Genomic DNA, 24,018 nt, shown 5'->3' with positions numbered 1-24,018 from the left:
CAGGATGCGACATGATTTCCCTCCGGCCCTCGCGGGGCAGCGGATCGGCCTTCTGGGCGGGTCGTTCGACCCTGCCCACGGCGGCCACGTGCGGATCACGCGCGAGGCGCTGCGCCGCTTCGGCCTGGATCAGGTGTGGTGGCTGGTAAGTCCCGGCAACCCGCTCAAGGCCCGCGGGCCCGCACCGCTGGACCGCCGGATCGCCATGGCGCACCAGATCATGCAGCATCCGCGGGTCCGGATCACCGGGCTCGAGGCGGTCCTGGGCACTCGCTACACCGCCGAGACACTCGCCGCGCTAGGTGCCGTCTACCCGGGCGTGCGGTTCGTCTGGCTCATGGGGGCGGACAACCTCGCGCAGTTTCACCTCTGGCAGGAATGGGAGGAGATCATCGGCTCTGTCCCGATCGGCGTGCTCGCCCGGCCCGGCGACCGGATCTCGGCGCGGCTGTCGAAGGCCGCGCGGACCTACCGTCAGAACCGGATCCCGGCCCGGCAATCCCAGGCGCTGGGCGGGGCGGCGGCGCCGGCGTGGTGCTTCGTGAACCTGCCCATGTCCGATGCCTCGTCCAGCCGGATTCGTGAAGCGGGGCGCTGGGGCTAGTCCGGTGCGGGCGGCGGCCCGTCGCCCGTGGCCACCCGCCAGTGCCGCCGGCACAGGGAGACATAGCTTTCGTTCCCGCCGATCTGCACCTGGTCGCCCTCGGTCACGGCCTGCCCGTCCGGCCCCAGGCGCACCACCATGGTGGCCTTGCGACCGCAATGGCAGATGGTGCGGACCTCGCGCATCTCGTCTGCCAGCGCCAACAGGGCGGCCGAGCCGGGGAAGAGCTTGCCGAGGAAGTCGACCCGCAGCCCGTAGCACATGACCGGGACCCCGAGGTCATCCACGGCCCGGGCGAGTTGCCAGACCTGGGCCTCGGTCAGAAACTGGGCTTCGTCCACGAAGACACAGGCGCAGGGTCCTGCCTGCAGCCGCGTTTCGATGCGGGCGAAAAGGTCGTCCTCGGGGGCGAAGGTATTGGCCGGCGCACCGATCCCGATCCGGCTGGCGATGCGCGCGTCGCCCGCGCGGGTGTCGAACCCGGCGGTCAGCAGATAGGTCTCCATCCCGCGCTCCACATAGTTGTGGGACGCCTGAAGCAGCACGGTCGATTTGCCGGCGTTCATCGTCGAGTAGTGGAAATAGAGCTTGGCCATCGCGCGGGCGAGTTAGTCCGAGGGGGCGCCGGGATGCAACCCTTGGAAAGGGCCGGCCCCGTCGGCGGTCTTCAGGCCTTTTCGACGAGGACCGAGCCCACCGAATAGCCCGCCCCGAAGGAACAGATCAGGCCGATGTCGCCGGCGGAGAGCCCGTCCTGGTGCTGCGCGAAGGCGATGATCGAGCCGGCCGAGCTCGTGTTCGCGTAATCCTGCAGGATGTTGGGCTGTTCGCCGGGCTCGGGCACCCGGCCGAGGACCTTGCGGCCGATGTAGTCGTTCATCGTCTTGTTCGCCTGGTGCAGCCACAGGCGGCGCAGGCTACCGGCGGACACGCCCGCGTCCGAAAGATGATCGGCGATGTGGGCTGACACCAATGGCAGCACCTCCTTGAAGACCTTGCGGCCGTTCTGCATGAACTGCATGTCCCGGCGGTCCTCCATCTGGTCGCGGGTGCGTCGCAGGAAGCCGTCGTTGTTGCGGATGTTGTTTGAAAACTGCGTCGCCAGCCGGGTGGACAGAACCCTGAAATGCGGCCCCGTCGCGTCCTCCGCCCGTTGCAGCAGGACGGCCGTCGCCACGTCGCCGAAGATGAAGTGGCAATCCCGGTCGCGCCATTCCAGATGCGCCGAGGTGATCTCGGGCGACACCACCAGCGCGGCCCGGATCGAGCCTGCGCGGATCATGTCGGCGGCGCTCTGGATCCCGAAAGTGGCCGAGGAACAGGCGACGTTCATGTCGTAGGCAAAGCCGCCGGCGCCGAGAAGCTGCTGTATTTCGACCGCAATCGCGGGATAGGCGCGTTCATGGTTGGAGGCGGCGCACAGGATCGCATCGACGTTCGAGGCCGGCAGGCCCGCCGCGTCCAGCGCGTCGCGGGCGGCGGCCACCGCCATCTCGGCCATCAGCGAGGGCGTGTCGTCCGGCCGCGCAGGCAGCTTCGGGAACATCCGGTCGGGATCCAGCGTGCCGGCCTTGTCCATGACGTAGCGATTCTCGATCCCCGAGGCCTGCAGGATGAACTCCGACGAGCTGTGCGGTTTCGCCTCGATGCTGCCCGCGGCAATCTCGTCGGAATGCGCCGCGTTGAACCGGTCGGCATGGGCGTTGAAGGCCGCGACAAGCTCGTCGTTGGTGATCTTCTCGCGCGGGGTGAAAACCCCGGTTCCGGTAAGGGCTACTTGGTGCATGTCGGTCGTCTCCCGTGACCCGCGAATCTGATTGGAAAGTGGCGGATTGTCCAGACTTGCCAGCCGCCCGTTGCGCGAGGGCCCGGATCGCCGAGCGGCGGCCTTACCGGCTGTAGAGACGGCGGCGCTAGGGTGCCCGTCGATCAGCCGACCTCCGGGGCCCGCCCCGGCCAAACACAAGGACAGACCCATGGACCATTTCAAGACCACGATCCCGGGCCTCGATGCGCCCGCTTCCAGCGTTTTCGCGGTGACCCCCGATGACAGCGCGGACCTGGCCGTCGCGACCCGTGGCATCAACGTGACCACGGCGGGCCATGTCCGGATCACGACCGTCGACGGGTCCGAAGCCGTCATCTTCGTCGCCGCGGGCGGGGTGTTTCCGGTCCGGGCCCAGCGGATCTGGGCCACGGGGACGGACGCGGCCGGCATCGTGGGTCTTTACTGATGATCGGCCTGGGCTGCGGAATTGAAACCTTTGCCGTGGCCCAGCGTCCGCCGCTGTTGCCGCTCGCGCAGGACCTCACCAGCATCTACGGGACCCTTGCCGGCATGATGCCGGCCTATGAGCCGCCGGAAGTCAGCTACCTCTCGTCCGCGGCCGGCGACATGACCGACCCGTCGGGGTGGGAGACGATGGCCGGCGCACCCGTCATCGCGAACGGCTGGATGTCCTTTCCGACCTCGGCGACGACGCAATCCATGCGCCACCCACTGGCCCAGTCCATTCCCGCGGGCAGCCGCCTGCAGCTGACATGGCGTCAACGGGGCGAGGGCGGGGCGCGGCTGCGCCTCGGGCCGGATATCGCCTCGGTTTACGTGCAAAGCGACGGGTGGTGGTCTGCCGAGCTGACCCTTGGTGCGGACCGGTCCCATCTGACCGTCGAGTGCCAGGGCGGCAGCAGCTCTATCGAGGTCACCGGCATCAGCCTGTCCCTCGTCGCGGCAGAGCCGGGGCACGATATCGTTCTGCTCATGGGCGGCGCCAACATGACCGGGCAATGGTGCGGCGAACGGGCCGATCCGGACATCGACGTGCCGCACGCGCTGGTCGACGTGGTCGCCGATGGCCAGATCGTCTCGGCCACCGCGCCGCTGCAGCACCGGCAGCGCAATGCCGGCCTGGGACCGGGGCTCGCCTTCGCCCATCGCTACGCCGAGACCGCGCTCGCGCCAGGGCGGCGGCTGCTGCTGCTGCCGGTCGCGCGGGCGGGGGGCAGGCTGCTTGATCCCGGGGCCGCGTCCGTGTCGGACGGGGCCCGCGCGGGCTGGCATCCGTCCAACACCCTGACCGGCGCGGCGGACCTGTTCTCGCAGGCGCTGGCCGACGCCCAGGCCGCCGTCGCGCTGAACCCGGCGCAGAACCGGGTCGTCTGCGCATATTGGTCGGGCGGCGAGGCCGAGGTGCTCGATACCTTTGCCGTCGATGCCTACCAGGCGGCCCTGCGCAACCACCTGATTCCGGCGCTGCGGGCCGGGTTGGGGGCGCCCGACCTGCCGATCGTCATTTCGGGGGCGAACCCTGCTTCGGTTCCGCCGTCCTGGCGGATGGCCGAAGCGGCGCTGGACCAGGACAGCCTGGGCCTGGCCGCGACGCCCTTCGTGGTGCACGAGCCGTGGGACGACGGCTGGGGCGACGGCACCCGACCCAACCCCGGCACGCCGGCAGAGGCGCTCTATTTCTCCGGCTCGGCCAACCGGTTGCGCGGTGTCGCGGCGGCCCGCTGCATCACCGAGCGGCTGATCGGTCTGCGGCGACTCAGCGTGATCGGCGAGATCGATATCATCACGACCACTGTGTCGATCGCCGCGTGACGGTGGCGCGTGACGGTGGGACCTAGCCCTGCAGGGCGCGGACGCGGATCTCCTCGTCGTCGCGGGCGCGCATGGCCAGGGTCGCGGCATGGGCCCCCGCGGCGGTGGTGAAATAGGGGATCTTGTCCGCCAGGGTCACGGCCCGCATGGAGCGGCTGTCCTCCACCGCCGCGGCGCCCTCCGTCGTGTTGAACACCAGGTCCACATGGCCGTCCTTCAGGCGGTCCACGATGGTCAGCCCGCCCTCGTAGGCCTTGTTCACGACCTGGGCGCTGATCCCGTGGTCCTCCAGCCAGCTAGCGGTGCCGCGGGTGGCCATGATCCGGAAACCCATGGTGACAAGGATCCGGGCGGCTTCGAGCATGTCCTGCGTCTTGTCGCTGTCGCGGATCGAGATGAACACCGTCCCGGTTTCGGGCAGGACGACGCCCGCGCCCATCTGCGCCTTGAGGAAGGCCCGGGCGAAATCGCGGGCCCAGCCCATGACCTCGCCGGTGGAGCGCATCTCGGGGCCCAGGATCGTGTCCACGCCGGGGAAGCGGTTGAACGGCAGGACGGCCTCCTTGACCGAGAACCACGGCGTCTTGGGATCGGCGAGGGTGAACGGATTGCCCAGCGGCAGTACGGTCATCGGGTCCTCTGCCTCGGGGTAGGGGGGGCGCAGCGGAAAGTTCGATAGCGGCTCTCCCGCCATCAGGCGCGCGGCGATCGAGGCGATGGCGCTGTCGGTGGCCTTGGCGACGAAGGGCACGGTGCGCGAGGCCCGCGGGTTGACCTCGATCAGGTAGACCTCGCCGTCCTTCACAGCGAATTGCACGTTCATCAGCCCGACCACGTGCAGGGCGCGGGCCAGGGCCCCGGTCTGGCGGGTGATTTCGGCAATGATGTCGGGCGCGAGCGTATGGGGCGGCAGGCAGCAGGCGCTGTCGCCGCTGTGCACGCCGGCCTCTTCGATATGCTGCATGATGCCGGCCACATGCACGTCGGTGCCGTCCGAGAGGCAATCGACGTCGACTTCGACCGCGCCCGACAGATAGCTGTCCAGCAGCACCGGGCTCTTGCCCGACACGACGACGGCCTCGCGGATGTAGCGTTCGAGATGGGACATGTCGCGCACGATCTCCATCGCGCGGCCGCCCAGCACGTAGGACGGCCGGATCACCAGCGGAAAGCCGATGTCCTCGGCGATCGCCAACGCCTGCTCGCGGGTGGAGGCGATGCCGTTGCGCGGCTGCTTCAGGCCCAGCTTGTCGACCAGGGTCTGGAACCGCTCGCGGTCCTCGGCCAGATCGATGGCGTCGGGGGTCGTGCCCAGGATCGGGATACCGGCATCATGCAGCGCATTTGCCAATTTCAGCGGAGTCTGGCCGCCGAACTGGACAATCACCCCGCGCAAATTGCCATTTTCCAACTCGACCCGCAGAATCTCCATCACGTGCTCGAAGGTCAGCGGCTCGAAATAGAGCCGGTCGGACGTGTCGTAATCGGTCGAGACCGTCTCGGGATTGCAATTGACCATGATCGTCTCGTAGCCCTGTTCGGTCAGGGCGAAACAGGCGTGGCAGCAGCAATAGTCGAACTCGATCCCCTGGCCGATCCGGTTCGGTCCGCCGCCCAGGATCACCACCTTGCGGGCGGCCGAGGGGCGCGCCTCGCATTCCACGTCGCCCATCGCCGGGGTCTCGTAGGTCGAGTACATGTAGGGGGTCTGGGCCTCGAACTCTGCCGCGCAGGTGTCGATCCGTTTGAAGACGGCCGTCACGCCAAGGCGCAGACGGGCCCGGCGCACCTGGTCCTCGTCGCGCCCGGTCAGTGTCGCGAGGCGCGCGTCGGTGAAGCCCATCATCTTGAGCTTGCGCAAGGCGTCTTCGGTGACCGGCAGGCCGGCCTTGCGGATGCCAGCCTCGGCGTCGACGATTTCGCGGATGCGGGCCAGGAACCAGGGGTCGAACATCGTGACCGCGTGAATGGCGTCATCGGTCAGCCCCAGCCGCATGGCCTGCGCGATGACGCGAATGCGGTCCGGGGTCTGCCGCGACAGGGCCTTGGTGATCGCGGCCACGTCCGGTGCGCCGGGAATGTCGATCTCGTCGAAGCCGCTCAGGCCGGTCTCCATCGAGGTCAGCGCCTTCTGCATCGACTCGTGGAAGGTCCGGCCGATGGCCATCGCCTCTCCGACCGATTTCATCGCTGTCGTCAGCTCGGGCTTGGCACCCGGAAACTTTTCAAAAGCGAACCTCGGGATCTTGGTGACCACATAATCGATTGTGGGTTCGAAAGAGGCGGGTGTCACTTTCGTGATGTCGTTGTCGAGCTCGTCGAGCGTATAGCCCACCGCCAGCTTGGCCGCGATCTTGGCGATCGGAAAGCCGGTCGCCTTGGACGCGAGCGCCGAGGACCGCGACACCCGCGGGTTCATCTCGATCACCACCATGCGGCCGTCCTCGGGGTTGATCGCCCATTGGACGTTCGACCCTCCGGTCTCGACCCCGATCTCGCGCAGCACGGCGATGGAGCCGTTGCGCATCTCCTGGTATTCCTTGTCGGTCAGCGTCAGGGCAGGGGCGACCGTGATGCTGTCGCCGGTATGGACGCCCATGGGGTCCACGTTCTCGATCGAGCAGACGATGATGCAATTGTCCGCGCGGTCGCGCACCACCTCCATCTCGAATTCTTTCCAGCCCAGCAGGGACTCGTCCACCAGGATCTGCCCGACCGGAGAGGCATCCATCCCGGTCCGGCAGTAATGCATGTATTCTTCGCGGTTGTAGGCCACGCCGCCGCCGGTCCCGCCGAGGGTATAGGCGGGCCGGATGATCGCCGGCAGGCCGATGTGTTCAAGCGCCTCCAGCGCCTCGGCGACGCCGGCGTTCAGGTCATAGCCCTTCGCCTTCTTCGGCGCCGAAACGATGGTCGCCTTGGGATTCTCGAGGCCGATCCTGTCCATCGCCTCGCGGAAGAGCTTGCGATCTTCCGCCATTTCGATGGCCTGGCGATTGGCGCCGATCAGTTGAACGTTGAACTTTTCCAACACGCCCATGTCCGCCAGCGCCAACGAGGTGTTGAGCCCCGTCTGCCCGCCCATGGTCGGCAACAGCGCGTCGGGCCGCTCCTTCTCGATGATCTTGGCGACGACCTCGGGGGTGATCGGCTCGATATAGGTGGCGTCGGCCAGCCCGGGGTCGGTCATGATCGTCGCCGGGTTCGAATTCACGAGGATGACCCGATAGCCCTCTTCGCGCAGGGCCTTGCAGGCCTGGGCCCCGGAATAATCGAACTCGCAGGCCTGCCCGATGACGATGGGCCCTGCCCCGATAATCATGATGGATTTGATATCGGTTCTCTTTGGCATGCCCGTCCCCTGGTCGTTCCTCCGAGTCGTCCTGCCCGGAGCAAATCTGCAGGGGTTATAGAGAGACAGGGGGTGCGTGCAAGGGGCGCTCTGGCTGGTGACCGCGCAGGCGGATCGACACCGCATAGAGCGCGGCAAGGCCCAGCATCGCGAAGCTGCCGATCAACACCGGCAGGTTCGCCCCCGGCGGGGCCCGCAGCGCCAGCTCCAGCGCCTGCAATGTCAGCGGCGCCACTGCCAACAGGATCATCACCAGGCCGTGGCGCAGACCGAAGCGGTCCAGCAGATGCGGCAGGAATGCCAGCGCGGGCAGGTAGTGGTAGCCCCAGGCGAGCGGCGAGACAAAGGTCAGCGCGATCAGCAGGATGGGCCAGGCGAGCACATCCGCCGGTTCGCCGTCGCGGCTGCGGGTGCGGAACCACCAGGCCGTGAGCGCGAGGATCGTCACCAGTGCGACCGACGAGATCATGGTCCAGAGCGCGGGTTTCTGCAGCACCAGATAGCTGCGCGCACCCTCACCCCCGAGCGCAGTGACGCGGTGCAGGTCGTCCGGAAAGAACCAGTATGCGATGATCGGATCGATGCCGTAGGTGAAGTAGGTGATGATGACCGACTGCCGGATCGTGTCGATCTCGGCCAGGAAGGCCGCGTGCATCGGCCAGCCGGCCAGCCAGACCGAGGCGCCGCCAAGCGCCACGCCCGCGACGGCAAAGGCGCCGGTTTCGCGCCAGCGGCCGCCGGCGATCCAGGCCACCACCAGCAGGGCGGGGTAGAGCTTTATCGAGGCGGCGAGCGCCAGCGCCGCACCGGCCGTCAGCGGCGCGCCGGCCCGGGCACGCTCGATGGCCGCCACCAGCAGGAAACTCACCAGGATCTGCGGCTGGTTCTGTTCCAGCGCCGCGCCGCCCGGCAGTGACAGCAGCAACGCCACGGCGCCCACGAGGCACATCATCGGCACCGAGACATCGCTGTCGCGCACCATCCGCGACGCGCGCCAGACCATCCCGACCATAAGCAGCGGATTGGCGATCTGCGCCACCGCCTTGGCCGCCTCGAACGGGACATGGGGCACGATCCACGCGGCAACCGCGGCCCAGAGCGGCGGATAGACAAAGGGATAGGCCGCGCCGTCGTGACCGATCCCGTCGAGATAGCTCTGCCAGCTCTGGCTGGGCAGCATGGTGAAATAGGCGGTGTTGCCGGCGTAGACCTGATCCTGCATCCCCAGCGAAAAGAAATGCCCTGCGATCCAGGTCGCCCGCAGGTCCGGCGAGGGCGCGGAGGCGAACATTATCCAGGACGCCGCGGTGAAGGCTGCGAAGACGACGACCGTGTAATAGGCGGGATGCTTCATGGGCGGGGGCTGCTGCTGTTGTCTGCTCTGCGCGGCTTTCCGCGTCGTTTGGCGCAGCCTAGCCCGGCGCGGCCCGTGCGCAAAGCCATTGTTGCCGCGGATTTGACCGGGCACGCAGGCCAAGAGGGGCAGGTCGGCGCCGCGTCTTCCGCTCTCCGGGTTGACTTCCAACGGGGGATTGGGTCAATCGGCACACCCGAATTGCCCCCGAAAAGGACCCGCCATGCACGCCTTTCGCAGCCACACCTGCGCCGATCTGACCAAGAGCAACGTGGGCGATACCGTGCGCCTGTCGGGCTGGGTCCACCGCGTGCGCGACCACGGCGGCGTCCTCTTCATCGACCTGCGCGACCACTACGGCGTCACCCAGGTGCTGTGCGACGGCGACTCGGCGGCCTTCGCCGAGCTTGAGAAGGTCCGCTCCGAATGGTGCATCCGCATCGACGGCAGCGTGAAGGCGCGGGACGAAAGCCTTGTGAACCCCAAGATCCCCACCGGCGAGATCGAGGTCTATGTCCGCGAGCTGGAAATTCTGGGCAAGGCCGAGGAATTGCCGCTGATTGTCTTCGGCGATCAGGAATACCCCGAGGAAACGCGCCTGCGCTATCGCTACCTCGACCTGCGCCGCGAGGTCATGCAGGAGAACATGAAGCTGCGCTCGGACGTGGTCGCCTCGATCCGCAAGCGGATGTGGGCGCAGGAGTTCCGCGAATACCAGACGCCGATCATCACCGCATCGTCGCCCGAAGGCGCTCGCGATTTCCTGGTGCCCTCGCGCCTGCATCCGGGCAAGTTCTACGCGCTGCCCCAGGCGCCGCAGCAGTTCAAGCAGCTGATCATGGTGTCGGGCTTCGACAAGTATTTCCAGATCGCGCCCTGTTTCCGCGACGAGGATCCCCGCGCCGACCGCTCGCCCACCGATTTCTACCAGCTCGACATGGAGATGTCCTTCGTCGAGCAGCAGGACGTGTTCGACACGATCCAGCCGGTGATTCAGGGCCTGTTCGAAGAGTTCGGCGGCGGCCGCAAGGTCGATGCCGACTGGCCGCAGATCTCCTACAAGGACGCAACCAAATGGTACGGCACCGACAAGCCGGACCTGCGCAATCCGATCAAGATGGACGTGGTCTCGGATCATTTCCGCGGCTCGGGCTTTGCCATCTTCGCCAAGCTGCTGGAGCAGGACGGCACGGAAATTCGCGCGATCCCCGCCCCCGGTGGCGGGTCGCGCAAGTTCTGCGACCGGATGAACGCCTTCGCCCAGAAGGAGGGCCTGCCGGGGATGGGCTACATCTTCTGGCGCGATGGTGCCGACGGGATGGAACCCGCCGGCCCGCTGGCCAAGAACATCGGCCCCGAGCGCACCGAGGCGATCCGAGAGCAGCTCGGCCTTGGCGTGGGCGATGCGGCGTTCTTCCTTGGCGGCAAGCCGGCCGCCTTCGAGCGGGTCGCCGGCAAGGCGCGAGACGTCATCGGCGAGGAGCTGAAACTCACCGACAAGGATCGCTTCGCCTTCTGCTGGATCGTCGATTTCCCGATGTACGAGGCCGACGAGGAAACCGGCGCGGTGGATTTCTCGCACAACCCCTTCTCGATGCCCCAGGGCGGGCTCGAGGCGCTGTCGGGCGATCCGCTGGAGGTTCTGGGCTATCAATACGACCTGGCCTGCAACGGCTACGAGCTGATTTCGGGCGCGATCCGGAACCACAAGCTGGACGTGATGATCAAGGCGTTCGAGCTTGCGGGCTATGACGAGGCCGAGGTGCGCAAGCGGTTCGGCGGCATGGTCAACGCGTTCCAGTACGGCGCGCCGCCCCACGGTGGCTGTGCGGCGGGGATCGACCGGATGGTAATGTTGCTGGCGGACGAACAGAATATCCGCGAGGTGATCATGTTCCCGATGAACCAGCGCGCCGAAGACCTAATGATGGCGGCGCCCTCGGATCCCACGAACGAGCAGCTGCGCGAATTGCGCCTGCGCGTGCTCCCGCCCGAGGAATGACCATCGCAGGCTGGACGCCGCCGCCCTGGCCCGCCCGGGTGCCACTGGCCGGACGCCACGCCCGGTTGGAGCCGCTGACGGCGGCCCATGTCCCGGGCCTCGACGCCGCCCACCGCGAGGACGCGCAGGGCGCGATGTGGCGCTATCTGCCCGTCGGCCCGTTCGAGGCCGAGGCCGGCTATGCCGCCTGGGTCGAGGCCGCGCGGATCCTGCCGGACCCGCTGCACTATGCCGTGCGGATGCGCGACGGGCGGCTGGGCGGCACGCTCAGCCTGATGCGGATCACGCCGCAGGCCGGCACGATCGAGGTGGGCTGGGTCACCTTCGCCCCCCGCCTGCAGCGCACCGTCGAGGCGACCGAGGCGATCTATCTTCTGATGAAATGGGCGTTCGAGGCGGGCTATCGCCGGTTCGAATGGAAATGCGACGCGGCCAACCTGGGCTCGCGCCGGGCCGCCCAACGCTTCGGCCTGTCCTACGAGGGGATCTTTCGCCAGGCCGCGGTGGTAAAGGGGCGCAATCGCGACACCGCCTGGTTAGCGGCCATCGACGGTGAATGGCCGGCGCTGGAGGCCGCGTTTGAGGCCTGGCTCAACCCGGACAATTTTGGCGCGGATGGTCGCCAGCGCACCAGCCTGGCGACGCTTACAGGGTCGATCCTGGTGCAGAGGGACCCGGCATTGTCGTATCGCCATCCCCCGGGCGAAAGGTCGGCCTGAGAGGGCCTGCTTGGATGCCTCCTTCTTGCCTGCACGGCCTTGGCGTCCGCGGATCCCGAAGGTCAGAACCGGATCAGATAGCCCATCGACACGCTGACCGACGAAACCCCTTCAAAGACCTCGCCGAGTGAAACGTCAAGGTTCAGGGACATCGGACCGTCTTGCGCGACCATGCCGAAGCCCGCCCTGTGGCCCGTGTCTTCGACCGTCCCGTTTTCTGTTTCGGACTGCACCCAGACAGCTTCGGCGGAGACATAGGGCGTGATCCCGCCCTCAAGCTCCGGCAGGTCGAGCCGTGCGCCGACGCTTGCGTTGCGCTGATCCAGGGTCGGCGCATCATGGCGGCTGCTTGGCAGATCAATGACAAAGCCGTCTTCGCGCGCGAGGGCGACCGATGAGAGGGCCGTCAGCCGCGCGGCGCCCAGGGCGAACTCGACACTGCCCTGTGCCCCTGCCGTCAGGCGGGTGGTGCGGGCCGTCTCGCCCTCGATCTCGTAGTCGGGCCTGCCATATCTGAGGAAGCCCGAGACCTGCATATTCTCCCGCTGGTGGACAACCGAAAGGCTCACCCCCGGGGTGGTCTCGTATATCTGCAGGTCGGCGTCGTCGCTGTAGAGATTGGCGCTGGAAAGCTCGTAGACCACCATGACGCGGGTGCTGTCCCCAAGCCCGAAATCCAGGCCGACACCAAGGTCCGTGGCGCCGCCGTCCAGATCGCCCGAATAGCTGCTGTGACGCACAAGGAAAACGGCTCCGAACGGCGAGGCGCCCGCCTGTCCGGGGCTGTTTCGCGTGGAGACGGTCAGGCCGAAGTCGAAATCCGGCGCGTTGCGCTGCACGCTGCCGGCGCCGGCAAGATCACCCGCGTCCGGTGCGGGCGGCGTGGGGCGCGAAAAGAAGACGTCGACCGGTTCAATGCCATAAATCTCGCGCTGGAAGGCAGGTGTCAGCAGCCGAATGCTTCTGGATCTCTCGAGCGCCTCGACCTCAAGGCGCACCCGGCGCTCCCGCGCCTGCCGTGCTTCACGCAACAGACGCTCGTTCCGCCGCTCTTCCGCTGTCTTTTCGGGCGCGGGATCATCGCTCTCGGTATCGTATTCGAACTGGTCGGCATCGTCGCCGGGTGCCGTGATTTCGTCCTCTTGGCCGCTGTCCTCGTCACTGTCGGACCCGCCGGTTGAGCTGTTTCGGTCACTTTCCGTGGGGTCGTCCGTTTCGTCCGTATCCGGGGTCTCTTCGGGCTCCGCCGCACCGCCTGCGTCGTCCGAACCTGTCGATCCTCCTGATCCCGCGGGCGGGCTACTTCCCGCGGATCCGGGATTCGCGGTATCGAAACAGCCAAGAACAATGGTCCCGTCCATGTCGCGCAACGAGGCGGACTTGGCGTCCACGAAGATCACATCCGTGGTGATCTCCTGGCCGATGCAGGCGGCCCCGCGGCAAATCTCCGGGCCGGTGGAGGATGTGCGCAGGATCGGAACGCCAAAGACATCGCGCACCGTGATCTTGAAGGTCGAGCTCGAACCGCCGGGCGAAGACTGCAGGAAAGGCGAGTCCGGAAAAACCAGCAGTCCGGTCGGGGCGTAAGGCGTGCAAGCCAGCGCGACAGCCGGCGCAAGCGCGATGGCCAGAGAGGACAGGAAGGCAGAGCGAAAGGACATGACGAACTTCCGATGAAAACGGGGAGAGGGTAACGCCGGTCCCCTGAAACGCGAGAAATCCTTGTCTGTGACCTTGGGTTGGGTGCGACAATGTTGCGCACATAAAACGGGCCGCCCCTCGATGGAGGAGCGGCCCGCGCAATGTTCATTGGCCGATTTTCGGGACGTCAGCCCGCGATCAGACCCATGCTTTCGAGCTTGAGGATGACCTGGTGGGCGCAATTGTCGACGTCCACGCTTTCGGTTTCAAGCCGCAGCTCTGGGCTTTCGGGCACATCGTAGGGGTCGGAAATCCCTGTGAATTCCTTGATCTTGCCGGCGCGGGCCAGCTTGTAGAGACCCTTCCGGTCGCGCTTTTCGCACTCCTCGATGGAGGTCGCGACATGGACCTCGACGAAGGCGCCGAAAGCCTCGATGTCCTCGCGCACGGCCCGGCGGGTCGTGGCATAGGGCGCGATGGGCGCACAGATCGCGATCCCGCCGTTCTTGGTGATCTCGGAAGCCACATAGCCGATGCGGCGGATGTTCAGGTCGCGGTGCTCCTTCGAGAAGCCCAGCTCGGAGCTGAGGTTCTTGCGGACGATGTCACCATCCAGGAGCGTCACCGGACGGCCGCCCATCTCCATCAGCTTGACCATGACCGCGTTCGCGATGGTCGACTTGCCGGAGCCGGAAAAGCCGGTGAAGAACACGGTAAAGCCCTGCTGGGCCCGCGGCGGCCGGGTGCGGCGCAGCTCGTTGACCACCTCGGGGAAGGAGAACCACTCGGGGATCTCCAGGCCCTCGGCCAGACGGCGGCGCAGCTCGGTGCCCGAGATGTTGAGGATCGTGACGTTGTCGCGGTCCTCGATCTCGTCGGCGGGCTCGTATTGGGCCCGTTCCTGGACCCAGACCATATGTTTGAAATCGACCATCTCGACGCCGATTTCGTCCTGGTAGGTGCGATAGAGATCCTGCGCGTCATAGGCGCCATAGAAATCCTCGCCCGCGGAGTTCTTGCCGGGGCCGGCGTGGTCGCGGCCGACGATCATGTGCGTGCAGCCGTGGTTGCCGCGGATCAGGCCGTGCCAGACGGCCTCGCGCGGGCCGGCCATGCGCATGGCCAGGTTCAGCAGCGACATGGTGGTGGTCGACGCCGGATACTTGTCCAGAACCGCCTCGTAGCAGCGCACGCGGGTGAAGTGATCGACGTCGCCCGGTTTGGTCAGGCCCACGACCGGGTGGATCAGCAGGTTGGCCTGCGCTTCCTTTGCCGCGCGGAACGTCAGCTCCTGGTGGGCGCGGTGCAGCGGGTTGCGGGTCTGGAAGGCCACGACGCGGCGCCAGCCCATCTTGCGGAAAAAGGCGCGCAGCTCGTTCGGGGTGTCGCGGCGGGCGCGGAAGTCGTAGTGCACCGGCTGCTGGATGCCGGTGACGGGGCCGCCGAGGTAGACCGAGCCTGCCTGGTTGTGCAGGTAATAGACCGCCGGGTGGGCCTGGTCGTCGGCACCAAAGACCTTCTCGGCCTCGCGCGACTTGTTCGGCACCCACTTGTCGGTCACGGTCATGGTCCCGAGGATCACGCCTTCCTGGTCGCGCAGGGCGATGTCCTGGCCGAGCTCGACGGTTTCGGCGAATTTCTCGGAGACGTCGAGGGTGATCGGCATCGGCCAGAGGGTGCCGTCGGCCATGCGCATGTTCTCGACGACGCCGTCGTAATCGGCCTCGTTCAGGAAGCCCTTGAGCGGGTTGAACCCGCCGTTCATCAGAAGCTCCAGATCGCAGATCTGGCGCGGCGTCATGTCCCAGGAGGTGAGGTCAGCGGCCTCGACCTTCAGCTTCTGCGACGATTCGTAGGAAACATAGAGCTCGGGGATCGGGGCTAGGTTTGTAATGGGCATGTTCATACGCGCTCTGTCCAATGGCTGTTGCGGCGGTCCTAGACCTGTATCGCGAAAGGTTTCAAGCGGGATAAGCGGGAAATCTGACGGCGCATGGCAGCTAGCGCGGCCGTGCAGGGCACCTGCCCGACGCATAGTCCTCGGAAAATGCTGCTTTGCAGCATTTCCGACGCGGCGCGGTCTTCCTGCCCTGACGTCAACTTACCGCGGGCTTGTTGCGCCGCAGCAACAAGACAAGCCTCGGTGGCCCCGCCGAGCAAGGCGGGGCAGTGGCTCAGCCCGCCTCGGCGGAGACGACCTGCGCCACGTCGGCGGGGATCGCTTCGTGCTCACCCACCCCGGCCAGGAAACGCTCGGCCTCAAGCGCGGCCATGCAGCCCATCCCGGCCGATGTGACGGCCTGGCGATACTTGTGGTCGGTCAGGTCGCCGGCGGCGAAGACGCCCGGGATCGAGGTCGCGGTGGAATCGGGCTGGGTCACCACGTAGCCGCCCATGTGCGTTTCGAGCTGGTCCTTAACCAATTCGTTCGCCGGGGCGTGGCCGATGGCGATGAAGACGCCCTTGGCCGGGATCTCCTTGATCTCGCCGGTCTTGACGTTCTTCGCGCGGATGCCGGTCACGCCGAGGGGGCTGTCCTCGCCCATGACTTCCTCGAGCTGGTGGAACCAGAGCGGCTCGATCTTAGGGTTCTTCATCAGGCGGTCCTGCAGGATGCGCTCGGCGCGCAGCTCATCCCGGCGGTGGACCAGCGTGACCTTCGAGGCGAAGTTGGTCAGGAACAGCGCCTCTTCCACGGCCGTGTTGCCGCCCCCGATCACCACGATCTCCTGGTTGCGGTAGAAGAAGCCGTCGCAGGTCGCGCAGGCCGAGACACCGAAGCCCTTGTACTTGTCCTCGGTCGGCAGGCCCAGCCACTTGGCCCGGGCCCCGGTGGCCAGGATCACCGCGTCGGCGGTGTAGACGGTGCCGCTGTCGCTTTGCGCGGTGAAGGGCCGGTGCGACAGATCCAGCGAGGTGATGATGTCGCTGACGATATCGGTGCCCATGGCACGTGCATGGGCCTCCATCCGGACCATCAGGTCGGGGCCCTGCACCTCGGTGTCGCCGGGCCAGTTCTCGACTTCGGTGGTGGTGGTCAGCTGCCCGCCGGGTTCAAGCCCCTGGACAAGCAGCGGCTCCAGCATCGCGCGGCTGGCGTAGACGGCCGCAGTATAGCCCGCGGGGCCCGATCCGATGATGAGGACTTTGGTGTGGCGAGTCGTGGACATTCTGGACCCCTTCCGACGTGACAGGCCTTGGGATATAGGGATTGTCCGAGCGTGATGAAACCCCGTGTCGGCACCTCCTCAAACTGCAAGAAAATTGCGCACTGGTGAAATATTATTGCGCCAGCCAGCCGCCTCGCGTATGAAACCGAAAATCAGGGAGGTCCGGATGCCGGGCACGCGTCTAGACGCGATTGATCGCATGATTCTGTCCGAGCTTCAGGCCGACGGACGGATGACCAATGTGGAGCTGGCCAAGCGGGTGGGCATTTCGGCGCCGCCCTGCCTCCGCCGGGTCCGCACGCTCGAGGAGCAGGGCTACATCCGCGGCTACCACGCCGATGTCGACCCGCGAGAGCTTGGCTTCGAGGTGCAGGTCTTTGCCATGGTCGGCTTGATGAGCCAGGCCGAATCCGACCTGTCCGCCTTCGAGGAGCGGTGCCGCGGCTGGCCGCTCGTGCGCGAATGCCACATGCTGAACGGCGAGGTGGACTTCATCCTCAAATGCGTGGCGCCCGACCTGCGCACCTTCCAGACCTTCCTGACCGAGCATCTGACCGCCGCGCCGAACGTGGCCAGTGTCAAGACATCGCTGGTGATCCGCCAGGGCAAGGGCGAGCCGGGCGTGCCCTTCGACGTGCTCGAGGAGCGGCTGGCGCGTCAGGCCTAGGGCCGCGTCGCGGCGTCGCGCCGCTCAGGCGACGCCGACCATCTCCAGATCCGACATCCGCAGGCGGGCATAGCGGGCCGGGCCGAAGGACGCGAAATCGCCCATGTGCGGGAACAGCGACATGTAGAGCTCCAGCGTCTCTCCGCGCAGGGCCAGGTCGTGCAGCGTGCCCGGGTGGTGGCTTTCAAGCTCCACCCCGTTGGCGAGGATCCGGTGATGCCCCGCCAGCCCGAGGTGGAACACCTGCACCGGGCTCATGGGGGTCAGTTCGATCACGTTGCAGCCGTCGATCAGGTCGCGCACCGGCAGGAAGGCGCCGTCGGCGCGGGTCAGGCGCTGGGCCGCCTGGGACCGGTGGTAGGTCCGCGCCTTGGGCCCCAGCACGAGGTCCGGCATCGGCCGCCCGACCCCCAGCGCATCCGCCGCGATCCGGGTCAGGGACCCCATATGCGGCGCTTGGCCGGCCGCGCGGGGCACCAGCGTCGTCGCACCGCGCCACAGCAGGGGCTGGAAACCGGCCTCCACCGTCTTGATCCGGTCGCCGGGCAGCAGATCCTCGACCGCGACGGGACCGTGTTCCGTCGAGACGATGGTGCCGCGGGCGAAGGCGGCGAAAGCGTCCTCGAAGGCGGCTATGGCGGGGGCGGCGCGGCTCAGGTCGTGGATGTTGCCGGCCTGGTCGAGCCAGGTGACATCGTATTTTCGCATAAGGGTGCGGGCGGGCCGTATCTCTGCCGAGGAGGCGCGTTGCACACGAAAGCTGGCGGTGCCGGAAGCCCGATGCGCTTGGGCAGGGGTCATGGTCATGCGATCACCTTGCGGTTGGTCACATCGTCCGTCGGCCCCCACCGACAACGTCAGATGATAGTTTCTGAGGTGTCTCTTTCTCGCAGGAGCCCGCCGGCCAGGTCAAATTGGCCCGGCTTGGGGCCAGGTTTCGCCGACAATGGCGCGGGAACGGCCGGAACTGTCCCGGCGGGGTCAACAGATTTGCCATAATTCGAGGGACAGTGGGCCGAATCGGGCCCGGATGTTTCGGATGCCGCGCCGATGCCGGGTCTTTGGGTGTATCTCGGCCCCGCGCCGGCCTTTCAGGCGTTCAGACCCTGCGCCGTCCGCGCAAGGTCCCGGATCCGGACGGTCCCCAGCCCTGTCGCACGGCGCCGCGCGATCATCGCCGCGCGGCGTGCGCCCCGTTCCCAGGGCAGGCTGACGCCGGTGCGGTCGGCTTCGGAGCGGATGCGGTCAATGACCTTGGTGCGGTTCTTCATACTGTGGCCCCCTCTTGCCATCGTCGGGCGCCAGGGCCCATCGACCCGTAGAGAACAGCGCCGGGACGTCAGGAATTGGGCGGGTCGGGGGCAACTTTGGGGGCGCATGGTAGGGATTGTGGCCGCCCAGGAAACGCCGCAGCCTACAGGCGGATGGCGGCGATCAGGCGGCCGTAGTCGGCCTCGCGCCGGTGGACGCTGCGGCGGTAGCTGAAGAACCTCTCCGGGTTGGAATAGGTGCAATGGCGGGTCCAGGCCGCGTCGGCTATGCCGGCCTCGCGCAGTCGGGAAAGGCCGAAGGCCGGCAGGTCGAACTGCAGCCGGTCGCCCTTGCCCTGGGCAAAGAACCGCGCGTGGCCCGGGTCTTCGTCCATGAAGCTGTCCAGGAACTCCGGCCCGACCTCGTAGGCGCGCTGGCTGATGGTGGGTCCGATGGCGGCGACAATGGCCTCGCGCCGGGCTCCCTGCGCGACCATGGCGTCGACGGTGGCCTCCAGCACGCCGTCGAGCGCCCCGCGCCAGCCGGCATGGGCCGCGCCGATCACGCCGGCCTCGGCATCGGCGAAAAGCACGGGCTGGCAATCGGCGGTCAGCACCGAGAGGGCGAGGCCCGGGGTCCGGGTCACCAGGCCATCGGCCTCTGCGACAGGCGCGTCGCCGCTGTCGACGGTGACGACCCGGGCGGAATGGACCTGATGCACCCCCATCAGCGCCTCGGCCCCCAGGCCCAGCGCCGCGGCCACGCGGGCACGGTTCAGCGCCACCGCCTCGTGCTGGTCCGAGCTGCCGAAGCCGCAGTTGAGCCCGCGGAACACGCCCGAGGACGCCCCGCCGGCCCGGCCAAAAAAGCCATGGGTCACGGGACCGAGAAGGTCGGAGGTGATGATGTCGAGCGTCATGTCTCCAGCCCCGGGGGCGGTGCGGCCCCGTCCGGAAAAAGGCCAATTACCTTGAAGAGGTGCCCCATCTCGGAGGGCAGGGTCAAGCGGCGGTGTGCGGCGAGATGCGACTCCAGGGCGTCCCCGGCAAGGCGTTCGGCCAGTTGCCCGGTGCGCTGGGCGATCCCGAGGCGCTCCAGGAACACGCCCTGCGGGGTGAGGGCCGTGTGGGCGGCGGGGGCCGCGGCGCGGGCGAGCGCCTCGAAATCCACATGGGCCGTCAGATCCGCCGTGCCGGGCTCGGCGAAGGGATCGGCGGGGGCGTGGTGGCGCAGGGCCTGGAAAGTGTCGCCCCGGCTGCGCCAGTCGCCATAATCGACCACCAGTGCCGCCCCGCCATGGGCCGCGACACGGCGTCCGATCTCGGTGGCGATGGCGGGGAGGGCGGGGCAGGTCTCGACGATCTGGCCGTCCTCGGTATCGTTCAGCCGATGCTCCAGCTCGGCCAGGGCGGCGGCGGCGGTCAGGCCCAAGGTCAGGCGCTCGCCGCTCGCGCCCACCACCCGCTCGCGCCAGGCGTCGCCGTCACGCTGGAACTGGCGGATCGGCAGGGCGTCGAAGAATTCGTTGGCCACCAGAAAGAGCGGCGCCTCGGGCAATCCGGCCAGGTGGTCGTGCCACTGCGCCCCCGGCAGGCGCCGGGCCTGTTCGCGGCGCAGGGCGGGCGAGGTCTCGACCAGATGCAGGGCGGCCGCGTCGGCAAAGCCGGGCACCCGGGCAAGTGCGCGCAGGGCGTCCTGCATCAGGGTGCCGCGCCCGGGGCCAAGCTCTGCCAGCACGATCCGGTCGGGCGCCCCCTGGTCGAGCCAGGCCTGCCCGAGGGCGAGGCCCACCAGCTCTCCAAACATCTGGGTGATCTCGGGCGCGGTGGTGAAATGCCCGCCCGCCCCGAGGGGATCGGCGCTGGCATAGATGCCGTGCTCGGGGTGCGACAGGCACAGCGCCATGTAGTCGGCCAGGGTCAGCGGGCCGGTCAGCGCGATCTGGCGCAGCAGGATCCGCTTGAGCGGGGTCATGACGGCCGGCGGCGCACCGATGCCGCGATCGCGACCAGCCCGGCCGCGATCATCGGCAGCGACAGTGCCTGACCCATGGAAATGCCGTAGGCGCCGACCTGGATGACGTAGCCCATCGGGTTGGTGGCGGTGATGAATTGCGCGTCGGCCTGGCGGAAGAGTTCGACGAAGAACCGCGACAGGCCGTAGCCGGCCAGGAACACCCCGGTGGTAAGCCAGGGCGTGCGAAGCCAGCCGCGGCGAAAGGCGCCGATCAGCAGGATCGTGCCCAGCAGGGTGCCCTCGAGCAGGGCCTCGTAGATCTGGCTGGGATGGCGGGCACAGAGGCCGGCGACTCCGGGGCAATCCTGCGCGTAGGGGCCGGGAAAGATCACGCCCCAAGGCAGGTCCGTCGGGCGGCCCCAGAGCTCGGCATTCACGAAGTTCGCCAGGCGCCCCAGGAACAGGGCGGGCGGCGTGGCCATCGCCAACAGGTCGGCCACCGAGCCCAGCGGGGCGCCGGCCTTGCGGGCCACGTAGATCACCGCGACGACCACCCCCAGGAAGCCGCCGTGGAAGGACATGCCGCCCTGCCAGACCATCAGGATTTCGGCCGGGTTCTGCAGGTAATAGTCGGGCCGGTAGAACAGGACGAAGCCCAGCCGGCCGCCGAGGATGATGCCGAGGATCATCCAGGTCACGAGGTCCTCGACCTGGGCGCGGTCGAGCGGCGCCGTGCCGCGCCAGAGGCGGTCGCGGGCCACTGCCACGGCGATCAGGCGCCAGCCGATGAGGATGCCGACGATATAGGCGAGGGCGTACCAGCGAAGGGCGAATTCCATGCCAAAAATCGGCAGGGTGAAGACGTCCGGAGACAGGAAATCCGGGAAGGGCAGGCCGGTCGACATGGCACCTGTCGTGCTGGGGTGCGGGGGGATTGTCAATGGCGCGACTTGAGCCGGGCCGCCTGCTGACCCATATAGTAGGAAGACATGACCGGAGGCTGACAATGCAGACCAGAGGCAAGATTTTCGACGACCTCTCGCAACTGATGACCAACGCCATGGGCGTGGCGCAGGGGGCCCGCGAAGAGGCCGAGACCGCGATGAAGGGAGTCGTCGACCGCTGGCTCGCGGATCGCGACTTCGTGACCCGCGAGGAGTTCGAGGCCGTGCGGGCCATGGCCCAGAAAGCCCGCGAAGAGAACGACGCGCTTCGCGCCCGGATCGAGGCGCTCGAAGCGAAGTGACCACCTCGAAGGCTGTGGGTGAGCGCCGGGTGTGACCGGTCCGAAGGGGGGCTGTCTGCCCCCCTCTTGCTGCGCAATTCACCCCCCGAGGATGTTTCCCAACCAGAAGAAGGGCGGCCGCGCGGCATGGTTTGCCGCGGGGTTTTCCTGTGCGTCGCGTCCTCGGGCGCGGGCGGCGTCGTTTGCAGCGGCGCTTGCGCCTGTCGGCTTGGGCAGGCGAATTGAATCATTGATCTGATAAATGGCTCCCCTTAGTCTGAACAAAGGAATCGGGATCAGGGGCCGTCGTGAAGATCACTGCAATCAAGACGACGCTGGTGAACGCGCAGATGCGCAACTGGCTGTTTGTCAGGGTCGAGACCGACCAGCCCGGGTTGTACGGCTGGGGAGAAGGCACCCTGGAGTGGAAGACCCGCGCCGTCGCGGGGGCGGTCGAGGACCTCTCCCCGCTCATGGTCGGCCGCGACCCCAGGGACATCGAGAATGCCGTCCGGGTCATGCACAAGCACGGGTTCTGGCGCATGGGTGTGATCGGAACCAGCGCGATCTCGGCGATCGAACTGGCGCTGTGGGATATCCTTGGCAAGGAGCTTGGCGTTCCGGTCTGGCGTCTGCTGGGCGGCAAGGTGCGCGACCGGGTCGCCGTCTACACCCACCTGGGTCTGGGCGACATGCGGTCGGTCTACGAGACCACGCAGCCCGATGAGCTGGCGGAGCTGGGGGCCCGTGTGGTGGCGCAGGGTTACAAGGCGCTGAAGGTGGTCATGGTGCCCTACACGCATATGCACGCGCCCCGGCGGGCGGTCGATCACGTCGGCCGGCTGATGGAGGCGCTGCGCGGGGCGGTCGGCGACGACGTGGAGATCATGCTCGATTTCCACGGGCGGCCCGGCACCACGGCGGCCGCGCTCGACTATATCCACGCGGTGGCGCCGGGTCGGCCGATGTTCGTCGAAGAGCCGGTGCAGCCGGGCGATGCGGAGATGATGCGCGAGGTGACGGAGCGCTCTCCGGTGCCGATCGCCGCCGGCGAGCGCCTGATCGGGCGCAGCGAGTTCGCCCCGCATGTCGCGCGTCGGGCCTTTCACATCGCCCAGCCCGACATCTGCCACACCGGCGGCATGGCCGAGGCGCGCAAGATCGCCACCATGTGCGAGACCGCCGGCATCGCCATAGCCCCGCACAACCCGCTGGGGCCCATTGCCTCGGCCGCCGCCCTCCATTTCGACGTGGTGACGCCGAATTTCCTGATCCAGGAAGAGATGACGGGCGCGGTGCCCTGGTATGACGACGTGGTGGACGGACCGGTCGAGCGGGTCGACGGCGCCTGGATGGTCCCTACGGCGCCGGGCCTCGGGGTCGAGGTCAACGAGGCCGCTTGCGCCGCCCACCCCTATGCGCCCGAGGTGCAGCATGCCGCGAATGCCGTGCTCGACGACGGCACGGTGGTGGACTGGTGAGCGGCACGGTGCGCCAGCAGGCCGTCGGCCGGGTCCTGCGGTCGTTCGGCGCCGTGTGGATCGCGGTGGTGTTGCTCTACGGGATCTCGGGTCTCATTTCGCCGTCGATGTTCCAGCTGAGCCAGGTGGTGAACATCCTGCAGGTGGCGTCCTTCCTCGGCGTCATCGCCCTGGGGCAGGTGATCGTCATCCTGACCGGCGGGATCGACCTGAGCCAGGCGGGGCTGATCACCCTGACCAATATCGTCGCGACCAGCCTCATGTTGGGTCAGCCAGAAAACATCCCCCTCGCCGTCGCGGTCTGCCTGGTGCTGGCCCTGCTCGTGGGGCTGCTGAACGGCGTGCTGGTTGTGGTCGTCGGGATCACGCCGCTTGTGGCGACACTGGGCGTGAACTCGATCCTGTTCGGGGCGGCGCTGGTCTATACCGGCGGGGCGCCGCGCGGCGAGGCCGCCGCGGCGTTCGAGCTGCTGGGCACCGGAAAGCTGTTGGGCATCCCGGCCCCGACGCTGATCTGGATCGCCCTGGCCGCGCTGCTGTTCGTGCTGACGCGGCTGACGGTCTTCGGCCGGTGGCTTTATGCGACCGGCGCGAACCCGGTGGCCGCAAAGCTGATGGGCGTACCGGTGGAGCGGGTCACCGTCGGCGCCTACGGGCTTTCGGCGCTGATGGCGGCTTTCGGGGGCCTGTTGCTGACGGCCTATATCGGCTCGCCGTCGCTGGGCATCGGAAACCAGTTCCTGCTGACCTCGGTGGCGGCGGTGGTGGTGGGCGGGGCCGCGCTGACCGGGGGGATCGGCGGAGTCCTGGCCACTGTGGGCGGGGCGATCTTCATCACCGAACTGAACAGTTTCACCAATATCGTGCGGGTCTCGACGGGCACCCAGTTCGTGCTTCAGGGCGCGATCATCGTGCTGTCGGTCATCGCATACAGGCGGCTTTCGGGGCCGGCACGGTAACGACCCGCGACACCGGCGCGATCCGGGCGGGGCAAG

The 24,018-nt window shown here is 67.6% G+C and carries 21 protein-coding genes; 9 read left to right on the top strand and 12 right to left on the bottom strand.

Annotation, left to right across the window (positions count from 1 at the left end; genetic code table 11):
* Positions 1–4: 4 nt before the first annotated feature.
* On the top strand, positions 5–604 hold the full coding sequence (locus tag ROA7023_RS04240; RefSeq protein ID WP_085877774.1) for a nicotinate-nucleotide adenylyltransferase: 600 nt from the start codon (positions 5–7) through the stop codon (positions 602–604).
* Here ROA7023_RS04240 and ROA7023_RS04235 read toward each other — a convergent pair.
* Positions 601–1,200, bottom strand: a complete 600-nt coding sequence (locus ROA7023_RS04235; RefSeq protein WP_085877773.1) for a thymidine kinase — start codon at positions 1,198–1,200, stop codon at positions 601–603. The two genes, ROA7023_RS04240 and ROA7023_RS04235, sit on opposite strands and share 4 nt — an antisense overlap.
* Positions 1,201–1,271: 71 nt before the next feature.
* The gene (locus ROA7023_RS04230; protein WP_085877772.1) at positions 1,272–2,390 is read right to left on the bottom strand and encodes a beta-ketoacyl-ACP synthase III; all 1,119 of its coding nucleotides are present in this window, start codon (positions 2,388–2,390) and stop codon (positions 1,272–1,274) included.
* Positions 2,391–2,580: 190 nt separating this feature from the next.
* Here ROA7023_RS04230 and ROA7023_RS04225 point away from each other — a divergent pair, with 190 nt between their 5' ends.
* Both ROA7023_RS04225 and ROA7023_RS04220 read left to right on the top strand, forming a co-directional pair.
* Positions 2,581–2,838, top strand: a complete 258-nt coding sequence (locus ROA7023_RS04225) for a spike base protein, RCAP_Rcc01079 family (RefSeq protein ID WP_085877771.1) — start codon at positions 2,581–2,583, stop codon at positions 2,836–2,838.
* The gene (locus ROA7023_RS04220; protein ID WP_085877770.1) at positions 2,838–4,205 is read left to right on the top strand and encodes a sialate O-acetylesterase; all 1,368 of its coding nucleotides are present in this window, start codon (positions 2,838–2,840) and stop codon (positions 4,203–4,205) included. Before ROA7023_RS04225 ends, ROA7023_RS04220 begins: the two co-directional genes overlap by 1 nt.
* A 22-nt stretch (positions 4,206–4,227) precedes the next feature.
* Here ROA7023_RS04220 and carB read toward each other — a convergent pair whose 3' ends face one another.
* Together carB and ROA7023_RS04210 are read right to left on the bottom strand one after the other, a co-directional pair.
* Positions 4,228–7,557 carry a carbamoyl-phosphate synthase large subunit gene (carB, locus tag ROA7023_RS04215; RefSeq protein WP_085877769.1) on the bottom strand — a complete coding sequence of 1,110 codons (3,330 nt, stop codon included), beginning with the start codon at positions 7,555–7,557 and terminating at the stop codon, positions 4,228–4,230.
* 55 nt (positions 7,558–7,612) lie between these two features.
* A complete protein-coding gene (locus tag ROA7023_RS04210) occupies positions 7,613–8,911 on the bottom strand; it encodes a glycosyltransferase family 87 protein (RefSeq protein ID WP_085877768.1) in 1,299 nt (432 codons plus the stop codon).
* A 223-nt stretch (positions 8,912–9,134) separates the two neighbouring features.
* Between ROA7023_RS04210 and aspS the strand changes: the two genes are divergently transcribed.
* Entirely contained in the window at positions 9,135–10,913 is a 1,779-nt protein-coding gene (gene aspS, locus ROA7023_RS04205) for an aspartate--tRNA ligase (protein ID WP_085877767.1), read from the top strand.
* Positions 10,910–11,632, top strand: coding sequence for a GNAT family N-acetyltransferase (locus ROA7023_RS04200; RefSeq protein WP_085877766.1), 723 nt, complete (start codon positions 10,910–10,912; stop codon positions 11,630–11,632). Before aspS ends, ROA7023_RS04200 begins: the two co-directional genes overlap by 4 nt.
* A gap of 62 nt (positions 11,633–11,694) precedes the next feature.
* On the opposite strand, the gene ROA7023_RS04195 is transcribed toward ROA7023_RS04200, so the two are convergent.
* The 3 genes from ROA7023_RS04195 to trxB all read right to left on the bottom strand — a co-directional run bounded on the left by ROA7023_RS04195 (position 11,695) and on the right by trxB (position 16,443).
* Entirely contained in the window at positions 11,695–13,293 is a 1,599-nt protein-coding gene (locus tag ROA7023_RS04195) for a mucin-associated surface protein (protein WP_085877765.1), read from the bottom strand.
* Between the two features lie 167 nt (positions 13,294–13,460).
* Complete coding sequence (locus ROA7023_RS04190) at positions 13,461–15,173, bottom strand: bifunctional sulfate adenylyltransferase/adenylylsulfate kinase (protein WP_370739199.1); 1,713 nt, start codon at positions 15,171–15,173, stop codon at positions 13,461–13,463.
* A 274-nt stretch (positions 15,174–15,447) separates the two neighbouring features.
* Positions 15,448–16,443, bottom strand: a complete 996-nt coding sequence (gene trxB / locus ROA7023_RS04185) for a thioredoxin-disulfide reductase (RefSeq protein ID WP_085877763.1) — start codon at positions 16,441–16,443, stop codon at positions 15,448–15,450.
* Positions 16,444–16,609: 166 nt separating this feature from the next.
* Between trxB and ROA7023_RS04180 the strand changes: the two genes are divergently transcribed.
* On the top strand, positions 16,610–17,110 hold the full coding sequence (locus ROA7023_RS04180) for an Lrp/AsnC family transcriptional regulator (RefSeq protein ID WP_085877762.1): 501 nt from the start codon (positions 16,610–16,612) through the stop codon (positions 17,108–17,110).
* 24 nt (positions 17,111–17,134) lie between these two features.
* Here ROA7023_RS04180 and ROA7023_RS04175 read toward each other — a convergent pair whose 3' ends face one another.
* From ROA7023_RS04175 to lgt, 5 genes are all read right to left on the bottom strand, one after another.
* Positions 17,135–17,917 carry a Hint domain-containing protein gene (locus ROA7023_RS04175; protein ID WP_085877761.1) on the bottom strand — a complete coding sequence of 261 codons (783 nt, stop codon included), beginning with the start codon at positions 17,915–17,917 and terminating at the stop codon, positions 17,135–17,137.
* A gap of 284 nt (positions 17,918–18,201) precedes the next feature.
* Positions 18,202–18,381 (bottom strand): hypothetical protein, encoded by a 180-nt coding sequence (locus ROA7023_RS04170; protein WP_085877760.1) that lies wholly within the window; start codon positions 18,379–18,381, stop codon positions 18,202–18,204.
* A 143-nt stretch (positions 18,382–18,524) separates the two neighbouring features.
* Positions 18,525–19,280 carry a peptidoglycan editing factor PgeF gene (pgeF, locus tag ROA7023_RS04165; protein WP_085877759.1) on the bottom strand — a complete coding sequence of 252 codons (756 nt, stop codon included), beginning with the start codon at positions 19,278–19,280 and terminating at the stop codon, positions 18,525–18,527.
* A complete protein-coding gene (locus ROA7023_RS04160) occupies positions 19,277–20,335 on the bottom strand; it encodes a class I SAM-dependent methyltransferase (protein ID WP_085877758.1) in 1,059 nt (352 codons plus the stop codon). The genes pgeF and ROA7023_RS04160 overlap by 4 nt, the downstream gene beginning before the upstream one ends.
* Positions 20,332–21,222 (bottom strand): prolipoprotein diacylglyceryl transferase, encoded by an 891-nt coding sequence (gene lgt, locus ROA7023_RS04155; RefSeq protein WP_085877757.1) that lies wholly within the window; start codon positions 21,220–21,222, stop codon positions 20,332–20,334. The genes ROA7023_RS04160 and lgt overlap by 4 nt, the downstream gene beginning before the upstream one ends.
* Positions 21,223–21,323: 101 nt before the next feature.
* On the opposite strand from lgt, the gene ROA7023_RS04150 reads away from it, so the two are divergent.
* From ROA7023_RS04150 to ROA7023_RS04140, 3 genes are all read left to right on the top strand, one after another.
* The gene (locus ROA7023_RS04150; RefSeq protein ID WP_085877756.1) at positions 21,324–21,563 is read left to right on the top strand and encodes an accessory factor UbiK family protein; all 240 of its coding nucleotides are present in this window, start codon (positions 21,324–21,326) and stop codon (positions 21,561–21,563) included.
* A 287-nt stretch (positions 21,564–21,850) separates the two neighbouring features.
* Positions 21,851–23,023: a galactonate dehydratase gene (dgoD, locus tag ROA7023_RS04145; RefSeq protein ID WP_085877755.1), complete on the top strand. Its 1,173-nt coding sequence runs from the start codon at positions 21,851–21,853 to the stop codon at positions 23,021–23,023.
* Positions 23,020–23,982 (top strand): ABC transporter permease, encoded by a 963-nt coding sequence (locus ROA7023_RS04140; RefSeq protein WP_085877754.1) that lies wholly within the window; start codon positions 23,020–23,022, stop codon positions 23,980–23,982. The genes dgoD and ROA7023_RS04140 overlap by 4 nt, the downstream gene beginning before the upstream one ends.
* Positions 23,983–24,018: the final 36 nt, after the last annotated feature.

This window comes from Roseisalinus antarcticus (assembly GCF_900172355.1).
Lineage (GTDB): Bacteria > Pseudomonadota > Alphaproteobacteria > Rhodobacterales > Rhodobacteraceae > Oceanicola > Oceanicola antarcticus_A.
The sequence above is the reverse complement of the archived record's forward strand: the minus strand, read 5'-3'. Positions and strand labels throughout refer to the sequence as shown.